Here is a 10,752-nt window from a genome sequence, read left to right on the forward strand (position 1 = left end):
ATGTCTGAAATCGAGATCTGGCTGGAAAAAAACGGCCTGTCAAAATACGCCGAGGCCTTCGCCCGTCATGAAATAGTGGTGGGTGATCTGCCTGAGCTGACAGAAGACGACCTTGTCGCAATTGGACTGCCGCTTGGGCCAAGGCGACGGTTTGCAAAAGCCTTGCGCGAACAATCCGGGGCTGGCGTTCCGTCACTACATTCGACCCTCAGCCCGACAATCGTTGCCGAACGGCGGCAGTTGACTGTCATGTTCATCGACCTGGTCGGGTCCACCGAGATCGCGCAGCGCTTGGACCCCGAGGATCTGGCCGAGGTTCTGCGCCTGTTCAAGGAAACCTGCGCGGCGGCTGTGGCTGCGTATGACGGCCATATCGCAAGTTATTATGGCGATGGCATTATGGTCTTTTTCGGCTTTCCGCATGCGCATGAGGATGACCCCGAACGCGCGATACGTGCGGGGCTGAGGATCATTCAGGAAATGCCGGAAGTTCGGACCCACGCAAAGCTCGAAGTGCGGATAGGGATCGCGACGGGGTTGGTCGTTGTCGGTGACCTGCGCGGTGAGAACATGTTTGAGGACGGCACCGCCATGGGCGAAACGCCAAACCTGGCAGCGCGCCTTCAGGCTATGGCCGATCCGGGCACTCTGATCGTCGCTCCGACCACGCACCAACTGGCAGGCGACGCGTTCGAGTATGTTATGCGCGGTGCGTTCAAACTCAAAGGCTTCGCGAAAGAGGTCGAGGCCTGGCAGGTCACCGGAACACGAGAGACGATCAGCCGGTTCATGACGACGGACAGTACCGCGTTGCGCCCGTTGATTGGACGCGACCCGGAGTTTGACATTCTGCGCAGCAAATTGGCGCTGGCCCGGGCAGGCCAGGGGCAGGTCGCATTGGTATCCGGCGAAGCAGGTATCGGTAAATCCCGCTTGATCGAAGAGCTGCGGTTGGGTGTTGCCAAGGCAGAAGCGTTGCAAGTGCGGTTTCAGTGCTCACCGTATCATGAGACAAGTGCGCTCTACCCTGTGATCCGTCAGATTGAAAACGCTGCGGACCTGCGTGTTGAAGATACAGGAAGTGTCCGGCTCAGGAAAATTGCCAAACATCTGGAAGATCCGCCTGACCACAGCGTGAAGCTGGCAGCGGCGCTTCTATCTGTTCCATTCGAAGACCAACTTGGTTCGCTGGATCTGACGCCACAGCAAGTCATGGATCAGACCCTGGACATGTTAGCCGGTCAGCTTATTGCACGGGCCGCGCGAAAGCCCATACTGTGCCTCATTGAAGACGCGCATTGGATTGATCCGACGACGAAAACCTTGCTTGACCGGATCGTGGACAGAATTCAGGAAGTACCGGTTCTGATCGTCATGACGTACCGGACGGCTTTTGATCCGGATTGGGCCGCCAAGCCCAACGTCACTCATGTCCCTCTCCGGCAGTTGGATTTCGCGCAGGTCCGCGAGATTGTTCATCAGGTGGCTGGGGATAAGCCGATCTCGCCCGAAATGTTCGGCGTGATCGCGGGGCGGACGAACGGTATTCCCCTCTATGTTGAAGAGGTAACAAAGGATTTGCTGGAATCCGGTCAATTGGCCGATCGGGCAGATGCACTTGGATTAGATGGCGCGCCCGGTCCTGCACCTTTGGTCCCCAGCACGTTACAGGATGCGTTGATGGCGCGATTGGACCGTTTGAGTTCGGCGAAGGAAGTCGCACAAATCGGTTCTGTGATCGGCCCGCATTTCACCTATCAATTGATTTCCGGCGTGTCCGGGTTTGGAGATAAAGCGTTGCGCGCGGGTCTGGATCTGCTGGTCGACGCGGGCATTGTCACCGTGACGCAGAAAAAGGCAGAAGAGACATTTGCCTACCGTCACGCTCTTATTCGTGACACGGCTTATAACAGCCTCCTGAAAAGCGAACGCCGCGGGTTACATGCGCGCGTAGCAGAGGCCTTGCATCACAGAACGCATAGTCACGCAGATGCAGGCCCCGAAGTTCTGGCGCACCACTACACCATGGCGAAAATGCCCCGCGAGGCCATCGAACAGTGGCACCTTGCAGGCCAACGTGCAGCCGAGCGCTCTGCGAATGTCGAAGCGGTGACCCAGCTGGGACATGCGATACAGCAGTTGCACGAATTGGAAAGCACCGTTGAACGCGACCGCAAAGAGGTCGAGATACAAGTGCTTCGCGCGGGCGTGACCCGTTCGACGGCTGGCATAGCCGCCGATAAAACGGGCGCTGTCTATGCCCGAATTCGAAAGCTGTGCAACCGCTTGGACGAGACCGAGAACCTGTTTCCTGTTCTCAATGGCCTTTATTCGTTCCATTTGGTGCGGGCCGAATACGATTTGGCGAAGGACGCGGCGCGGCAAATCCTCGATCTGGCAGGTCAGTCTGACGAGGCGCATCATGTCATGATTGCCCATCGCGCGATGGGGGCGGTTTTGCTGCATATCGGTGATCTGGACGCGGCGCATGAACATCTACAGTTGGCGCTGGACCTCTATCAACCCGATCTGCATGGACGGCTTGCTTATGTCTACGGATCCGACCACGCAGCGATAACGTCGTGTTTTTTAAGCATGGCGCTGTGGTTGAAAGGCGATCCTGACCGAGCCGTTGATATCCAGCGAAGGGCCGTCGATGCCGCCAAGGACCTAAAGCATGCCCACAGTATCGCCCAGGCGCTGACCTATCTTTGCATGTTGCATACTTTGCGTCGTGAACCGGATCATGTTTTGAAAGCCGCTCAACAGCTTGAAGAGGTGTCCGAGAGGCACTCGTTTACCTTCATGACTGTTACTGCCAATCTGTGGCGCAGTTGGGCGACTGCTTATGATGTGCCGACCTTTAACAACATCAGCGCGGTACGTCAGGCGGCCGAGGCCTGGTGGGACAGCGGTGCGGGGAACTACAAACCGTTCCTTTTGACTTTAATCGCCGAGCTGATTTTGAAAGCCGGTGATCCCGAGGGTGCCCAGCAGGTATTGTTCGAGGCACGCAAGCACCAGAAACTAACCAACGAAGGCTGGGCTCAGGTGGAAACGGACCGGGTTCAGGCGCGTTTACTGCAGCAGCAAGAGGCCGCGAAGTAGCGGTCGCTCCAATCTAAAACCCGCTGACGCGTTCAACCAACCAGTACATCGACACGCAGCCGATGGCATATCCTGTGACGGGTACGGCGACTACGCCAGCCCTTTGGAAAATTGTGGGCAGCGTAAGGCGCCACACCAAGATCAGGGCCGACAGTCCGGCAATAAACAAAAGTTGCCCGGCCTCGACCCCGATGTTGAAGGCCAGCAGTGCGGCGAAGATATCCTCAGTTGGAACTCCAATATCGGCCAGCGCGCCGGCAAATCCCAGCCCGTGCAACAGCCCGAAGCAAAAGCAGACGATCCAGGGATATTGTTCGGACAGGCGCAGCTCACCATCTTTTCGGTTGAGGATTTCCAGAGCGAGGAACACGATTGACAAGGCGATCACGGCTTCGACCGGAGGGCCGGGCACGTTCAGCACGCCCAGAGTGGCAAGCGCCAGCGTAATGGAATGCGCGACGGTAAAGGCGGTCACCGCCCCGACCAACCGCCATGGATCGCGCACCAGCACAAACAAGGCAAAAACAAACAGAAGGTGATCCCAACCTTCCAGAATATGTTCGAACCCAAGGCGGAAGTAACTGCTCAGAACCGACCAGGTCGTTGGCTGTTCTGGTATGATCAAAGCAGGCGTCTCGGGCGTGAACCGCAAAGTGGATGGTTCCGACGAGATGGGTTGGATGCGCAGCAGAACGTCGTTTCGTTGTTGCTCCAGCCCTTCAATGGTGATGGTGTGACCGGCGATATCGTCCTCGCATTCAAGAACCCAGGTCGCGATCCAAGCCGTTCCGTCGGACCGTGGCTCGGGTCCTCGGTTTTGGGCACAGTGAGCGGGCAATATGGCATCGATACCCATGGGGCGGCCATTCACATCAGGCTTGCGCCATAGCACTTGCCAGGTGTTGCTCGCCAATTGCCGCAGGTCCAAATAACCGGGGTCAAGTGCATGTGCATGTCCCGCTTGTGCAGCGAACATCAGCCAGCCCGAGAATAACAGGCAAAAGAGCCGCTTCATTCGACCGCCTTGTCCATGTCGGGTGTTTCGACCTGGTAATTCGATGCCAGGCTTTCATATTGCGCCTGCGCCAGGTCCGACCCGGCTTCGCGGCGCCATTCCAGTAAAACGGTATCGCGGATATCTTCCAGCTTTGGCAATATGGGGTCTTGTTTGTCTGTAACGCGAACGACGTGGATGCCATATGCGGATCGGACTGGGCCGGACCAGTTGCCTGGCTCCAACGAATTCAGAGCTGCCGAAAAGCCAGTGCCAAAGTTTGCGTCCACCGCGCGCACTACCGTCAGGGGCATCGACTTTGGAAGCAAAGTTGTCGATCCGATGCTGCTCCAGTCCTGCTGAGTGTTTGCGGCCTCGATCGTGCTTTCGATGGCATCCAGCTCAGCGTTCTCGTTCAGGTAGATCTGATCAAAAGCAATCTGTGCCGGTTTGGTAAACCGTTCCGGGTTTTCGTTCAGAAAGGTCTGCAACACTTCGGGCTCGGGTTCGATCGAAGCTGCGATTGCGTCAGTCAGAAAATCCATCTTCTGCGCCAGGCGTGCACGGATGACCTGATCACCTTGATCCAGGCCCAGCTTGCGTGCTTCGCGCACAAGAACTTCTTCGCGGATCGCCCCGTCTATCAGGGCCTGTAACTCATCTTCCGTCGGTGGGCGGTTCCAGCTGTTTTGGAAACGTGTTTTCAGGAGGGCGACATCATTACCGTCGATTGTGATCGTGTCGGCTTCTTCAGCGACGTCCTGTTGCGGGGAAACCCATGCAAACCAAGCGAAAATGGCAACCCCGATCAAAATGAAGTGGAATAACGGCTGTTTTAGAATTTGCATTCGGGTTCTCAATGTCGTGTCGCAATATTGCCGGGCGGGGTTGACCGCCCGGCAATGTCATTAGTGTCTTGTTCGGTTATTCGCTAGGTGTGTACCAGATTGGCGACGAATACGCGCGCTCTTGATGGATCAGCTGCGCCTCTTCCGGCAATTCAATACCGAACCGGACCTTGTCGTACAGGACCCAACGGGGTGTGGGGATTTCAAGCGCCCGGACATAGTAGAAGGCCCGCGCATTTGGATCAAAGTCTGGATCGGCCCAAACCGACACAAGCTCGGCGGTTCCAATCGTGTTACTCCAGCTGGCGGTTTCGATATCGACGGTGTTGCCGACAGCCGGGACTTTGCCGTTTTCATCAGCAGCCCGGTCATCCGACCATGCAACGTCGTAGACTTTCTCGTGCAACTCTCCTTCGCCATCGAGCCACCCTTTTACGACCTGTACCCGGTCCAGATTGGCCCCAACCGGATCGCGTAGCGCTGCAATCAGGAATGAAGGCGCTCCATCACCTTCGTTAGGGCGTAAGTCCGAGCCCATCGGAACGCCTTTGGTGTAGCCAACGTCCGCAAGGAACCGGGTCTCAAGATCTGCTTCGTCAAATTCCCATCCACCAAAGAACCGCAGACCGATCCGAGGACCAGTCGTGGCATAGGTTTCACGCCGTTTGAAAGCATCAAAGATCGCGGAACGCGTGTTCTCGGTGGCCCAGACGGCAGTGTAACCAGATGCGACAAGAAGGTCGCCGGGGATTTCGCCAAGATCATTGGCGATGAAGGGGTGCTGGATTCTTGTGGCCGACGGTTCAACGCTGACGGACTTTCCGAAAAAGTTGTCCTCTTCAGCTGTTGCCAGCGATGTGTGGCTGTCTGTTGCCCCACCCATTCCGAACTTATAAGGGTTCACCCCGAATTTTTCTTCCAGCATCAGGCCACGTTTCAAGGCTTCTCTGGCATATTCACCGGCCAGCATGTCCTCTGTTTTCAGCTCGGTAATGTCGAGGTTGCCGACGTCCCAGTTTTCATAGTCCGCAAATTCGTCTTCCGGGCTTAGGAAGGGGTGTGCTTCTCCGTCGCCTTTGATTTGGGTGACCTCATAATGCGGCTCCCACTTGGCGCGGTTCTGCACGTATTCTTCGTCTACCTTGCCGCCGTGATAAGTATCCTCAGTGGGGAACATCCAGCCATTTGACAGGTTGCCGTTATGTGCAAAAGCAACCGCGCGACCGCCGGTTTTACCCTGATATTCTTCAAGCCACGCATAAAGCGCCTTGGGGTCGGTGTCGCCGTAAGGAGGCTGAGTCACGGGTGGCACCATTTGCAGTGCCCGAATTGGTCCGTCACGTAGCATGACATTGCGGTGCAGGTTGAACCCCTTGGGAACGGACGTCCATTCAAACCCAATAAAGGCGGTGAAATTGCCGGGGTCGTTGTGCCGTTCCGCTGCCATAACGATGTTTTCCCATGTAAATGCGAATGCGTCCGCGCCTGGGCTGTATGACTCAAGTAGGATTTCCGGCAGGGTCATTTGAGAGAAATTTGTAATAATGTCGAAGGCCGCTTTCCCGGCTTCTTCACCGCCTGCTTTGTATCCCTCGTACCACTCCAAGCCTTTTGGGTCACCAATAACGCCAGGTTTACCGGCCTGCAGGTCCGGGGCGAAACCCATCAAATCAGTATGATCCGTCAGCACCATCCAATCCAGGGGCCGCGCCAGCCTGACGGCCTGACCGGTTGACGAAATAACTTGTTCCCCCTTTGCGAACCGCCATGCCTCATCAGGAAGCAAGGTGTTTCCGAATGCGCCCGCATCCAGCGACAAACCGGTGTGCAGGTGTGTGTCACCCCAGAGTGGCCGTTCAGGAAATGATCGGTTGGCGTAAGGCGAATATGGGCGGTCGGCAAAGGTGCCCTCGGCAGCCTCTTTGCTGGGGACCGCGTCTGCCCATACAAGTGATGGTAATGTCAGCAAAGAGATCAAACAGGTTGTAAGTCGAAGCATTGAAACCTCCCCAGGTCGTCGCGCAAATCGAATATCGTAAATTCAGTATATTCATTTCTTATAATGTATTGGACGAACTTTTGTACTGATTTTTCTACCATGGGACCTGCATCCAGCGCAGGCCGGTGCCTCTTTCGGGTGGGGGTGCTTGGATAACCAACTCAAATACAGCTCGAATACGGGTAAGGTCGCCCCGAAAGTTGTAGCGAAACAGAAGTATCCACGCCGGTTTTGTGGTTTATGCTTGCAGGCCCGAACCGTCGCATACCGCACCGGAAACTGTGGTTCGATCACGCCAGGGTGTACCCCTGCGCGCCCAGCTGGTTCTGGCAAGAGTTGAGAAAAGGATCGAACAAGGCAACGAATTCAAGTGGCTTGCCGAGTTCGGTTGCAAGGATCACATTCGTTGAGGTCGCAAACTTGTCCACGACGCTGTCTTTTATCCGTCCGAGCTTTTCGTCTACAAAAGGAACGTCCTGAAGACCGGTCCAGTAAACCATATCCAACACCTGACCCTGCGTACCTTTCTCAAGGACGAAATCCTCGTACGCCTGTGCAAATTCATGTGCTACCGGATCATCGGCGATCTCGGGGCCGTAGACGTCGCGGATCACCTCCAGCGCATGCGCTGCGATGCCATGCCCTTTGATCCCCCGATATGCCAGGCCAAGGCCGACGACCCCTGCACCTAACGCGATTACCTTGCGACGGGAAAACTTCATGTAACCGCCTCCGATGCGCGAAGCGCCAGCGCCGAGATTGTCAGCGACGGGTTGGCGGGCGAACAGGTGGGGAATGCACCCGAGCCAAGTACAAAGACGTTGGCTGCGGAATGTAGGCGCAGCCTGTCGTCAACGACTGAGTCTTCGGCGGAAACGCCCATCCGGTGCGTGCCCTGGATATGAGCGTCAGATGGCAGAATGTCTGAAAACCACAGATGTTCGATTGTGTCCGGAATTATGTCGGGCAGACCAGTCTTTACTCGCTCTATACCGCGTTTGGCATAGTCGGAATATCCAGTCCATTCGATGACTGGTTCATCATCTTCCAAAATGACGCGGTTTTCGGCGATGGGAAGATCTTCAACTGCTAGGCGCAGGTTAATACGGTTTGCCCATTTGCCGGGTTCTTTTCGGATCGATACAGGTGCGTTTATGGTTTCGATGAGGACCGCTGCGGACGTTCTACGATCTACGTCATGGTAAAAATGATAGCCAAGTCCGGTTTCCGATGTGCCACCAAAAAAAGCCTTTATGTTGGCTGTGTCCACTAGGACTTTCACTGCCGCTTGTTCGTGAAGGTACCGTCCTAGCGCGTCATTGCGAACGTCCGAGCGTTTCAAAATGGCTGCGTTGAAAATCGCATTGGTACCCAGCGCAACTGTGTCGGCGCGAAGGCGCACTTCATTGCCATCGTTACTTTTGACGCGAATACCGCGTGCGCGTCCGCCTTCGATATCCACCGCCCTCACTTCGGTGCCAAGTAGGTAGTGCGAACCAGGATGGGTGAGTTTGTCGAAACTGTTCAATACGGTAAATTTGGAGTCGATAGGACACGTCCGACATACCCCGTTTGCACAGCACGTTGGTCGTGAACCGCCGTTTGACGTAGCGTTGGATGCAGGTACCCATAGAGGCGAAGATTCCTGTAAAGCAGCATCAGCACGCGAAGGAGTATGTGCGGGGTAGGGAAATGGCTTTCGGCGTGGAAGAATATCCTGTGACTGACCGCCGGCAACTTCGATGATATCTTCGACACGTTCCCAATAAGGTTCGAGATCATCGTAACTAATAGGCCAGTCAATACCGACACCAAACATGCTGTTCAGGGCAAAGTCGTTTGGATGGAATCTGGGTACATTGCCCCACCAGTAATTCGAGTTTCCACCAAGTAGAGTGTAGGCGAGCCAATTTTTTTTCAGCCCGGACGAGTTTCGTTGTGTAAAAGCTTCTTGAACCGCGGGGCCGTTTTCGATCTGGTCCGAATGTGTGTATTCATCGCCCTTTTCGACGAACAAAACATTCAGGTCCTGCGGAAGCCCATGACCGAAGAACATCGCTGAGAAACTGGATCCTGCGATTATCACGTCCCATTCACGAGAGCTGGCTTCGTCTAAAGATACGCGCTGCATGACAACAGGTTGACCTTTTTACTCATCAAACAAACAAGGGGCTGAAAATCAGCGTAGAATAACAATTCTGCATAGTATGGCATGAAAATGGCCGCGCGCAAGTCAACTGGCCGATAGGGCTATGATCATTGATGGGCAAAGGCGGCCTAATTCGCAAATTGAATAAACATTGGGCGACTCCGGCGCGCGCAGATGCAGTTTGAGGTTGCTGATTGGTGCCCATCACGGGCAGATTGCTGGTGAGGGCAAATGGACGGACCAGCCAATGACACAACAATCCAAGGGCATGGCTGTCTTTTTGACCGGCAGTTTGATGCGGCATGTGACCCGAATGTCGCTGACCACCAGCATTGGTCTTATGGCAATCTTTGCCGTGGATTTCGTGGACATGGTGTTCATCTCGATGCTGGGCAACGACGCGTTGGCCGCAGCGGTCGGCTATGCGGGCACGCTTTTGTTTTTCACCAACTCGATCAATGTGGGGCTGTCCATTGCAGCCGGGGCTCTTGTCGCCCGCGAGTTGGGGGCCGGGCGGCCCGAAAAAGCCCGGCAATTCGGAACCAGCGTTGCCCTTCTTGGTATTTTGATGGGATTGATTGTGTCTGCCATGGTCATGATTAATATCAAGTTTCTGCTGTCTTTGCTGGGCGCGCAGGGTGAGGTTCTGCAATTGGCCGCACGGTATGTCAGCATCATTCTGCCGACCATGTGGGTGATGGCTGCGGCAATGACGGGGATGGCTGTGTTGCGTGCGCACGGTGATGCGCGCCGGTCCATGCAGGCTACGATTTACGGCGGGCTGGCAAACGCAATTTTGGATCCGATCCTGATCTTTGCTGTTGGTCTTGGCCTGGATGGGGCGGCGATTGCCTCGGTCATTGCGCGTATCTGTATGCTGATAGCAGCGGTCCGGCCCGCCGCGCGCGTGCACCGTGGATTTGCGCGACCGTCGCTGAGGCACTTGAGGGAAGACCTCCAGCCGGTGCGGGCGATTGCGATACCGGCGGTTCTGACCAATGTCGCCACGCCGGTCGGCAACGCCATCGTGATCCGTGAGGTAGCGCAGTTTGGCACAGATGCCGTGGCAGGCATGGCAGTAATAGGGCGGTTGATGCCTGTCGCCTTTTCCGTCGTGTTTGCACTGTCCGGGGCCATAGGCCCGATCGTGGGGCAGAACTTTGGGGCAGGGCAGTATGATCGGGTGAAGGGCGCATTCCTGGCCGGCGTAAAATTCACTGCCGTCTATGTGGTTCTGATGGCGGCGGTGCTGTTCGTCCTGCGTGCCTCAATCGCCGACTTGTTTCAGGCCCAAGGCGAGACGCGGGCGCTGATCTATCTGTTCTGCGGACCGCTGGCCTTGGCGTCCTTCTTCAACGGGGTGATCTTTGTTGCGAATGCAAGCTTCAACAACCTTGGCTATCCCATTTATTCCACGTGGATTAACTGGGGGCGTCATACGCTGGGCACGTGGCCCTTTGCGGTCGCCGGGGCCTATTTGGCTGGCGCTCCGGGGGTGTTGTTGGGGCAGGCGCTGGGAGGTGTGATATTTGCTGCAATCTGCTGGGTAATGGTGCGCCGCGTTGTCTCGGGCCTGACGGCGCCAACAGAGGTCGATCCTTTTGCCGGGCAAAGCCGACTGCAATCCCTGTTCGGGCGCAGGGGGTGGTGAGCC

7 protein-coding genes are annotated in these 10,752 nt (G+C 56.0%); 2 read left to right on the plus strand and 5 right to left on the minus strand.

Annotation, left to right across the window (positions count from 1 at the left end; genetic code table 11):
- Positions 1-3,108 carry an ATP-binding protein gene (locus AC2FD9_RS00695; protein ID WP_496834886.1) on the plus strand — a complete coding sequence of 1,036 codons (3,108 nt, stop codon included), beginning with the start codon at positions 1-3 and terminating at the stop codon, positions 3,106-3,108.
- Between the two features lie 13 nt (positions 3,109-3,121).
- Here AC2FD9_RS00695 and AC2FD9_RS00700 read toward each other — a convergent pair whose 3' ends face one another.
- From AC2FD9_RS00700 to AC2FD9_RS00720, 5 genes are all read right to left on the minus strand, one after another.
- A complete protein-coding gene (locus AC2FD9_RS00700; RefSeq protein WP_496834888.1) occupies positions 3,122-4,123 on the minus strand; it encodes a HupE/UreJ family protein in 1,002 nt (333 codons plus the stop codon).
- Entirely contained in the window at positions 4,120-4,950 is an 831-nt protein-coding gene (locus AC2FD9_RS00705) for a peptidyl-prolyl cis-trans isomerase (RefSeq protein WP_496834890.1), read from the minus strand. The genes AC2FD9_RS00700 and AC2FD9_RS00705 overlap by 4 nt, the downstream gene beginning before the upstream one ends.
- Before the next feature lie 76 nt (positions 4,951-5,026).
- Positions 5,027-6,949, minus strand: a complete 1,923-nt coding sequence (locus AC2FD9_RS00710; RefSeq protein WP_109311954.1) for a DUF3604 domain-containing protein — start codon at positions 6,947-6,949, stop codon at positions 5,027-5,029.
- 290 nt (positions 6,950-7,239) lie between these two features.
- Entirely contained in the window at positions 7,240-7,671 is a 432-nt protein-coding gene (locus tag AC2FD9_RS00715) for a hypothetical protein (protein ID WP_496834892.1), read from the minus strand.
- Complete coding sequence (locus AC2FD9_RS00720) at positions 7,668-8,966, minus strand: GMC oxidoreductase (RefSeq protein ID WP_496834894.1); 1,299 nt, start codon at positions 8,964-8,966, stop codon at positions 7,668-7,670. Before AC2FD9_RS00720 ends, AC2FD9_RS00715 begins: the two co-directional genes overlap by 4 nt.
- 379 nt (positions 8,967-9,345) lie before the next feature.
- Here AC2FD9_RS00720 and AC2FD9_RS00725 point away from each other — a divergent pair, with 379 nt between their 5' ends.
- The gene (locus tag AC2FD9_RS00725; RefSeq protein ID WP_496834896.1) at positions 9,346-10,749 is read left to right on the plus strand and encodes an MATE family efflux transporter; all 1,404 of its coding nucleotides are present in this window, start codon (positions 9,346-9,348) and stop codon (positions 10,747-10,749) included.
- Positions 10,750-10,752 lie beyond the last annotated feature (3 nt).

This window comes from Ruegeria sp. YTSC230 (genome assembly GCF_059609665.1).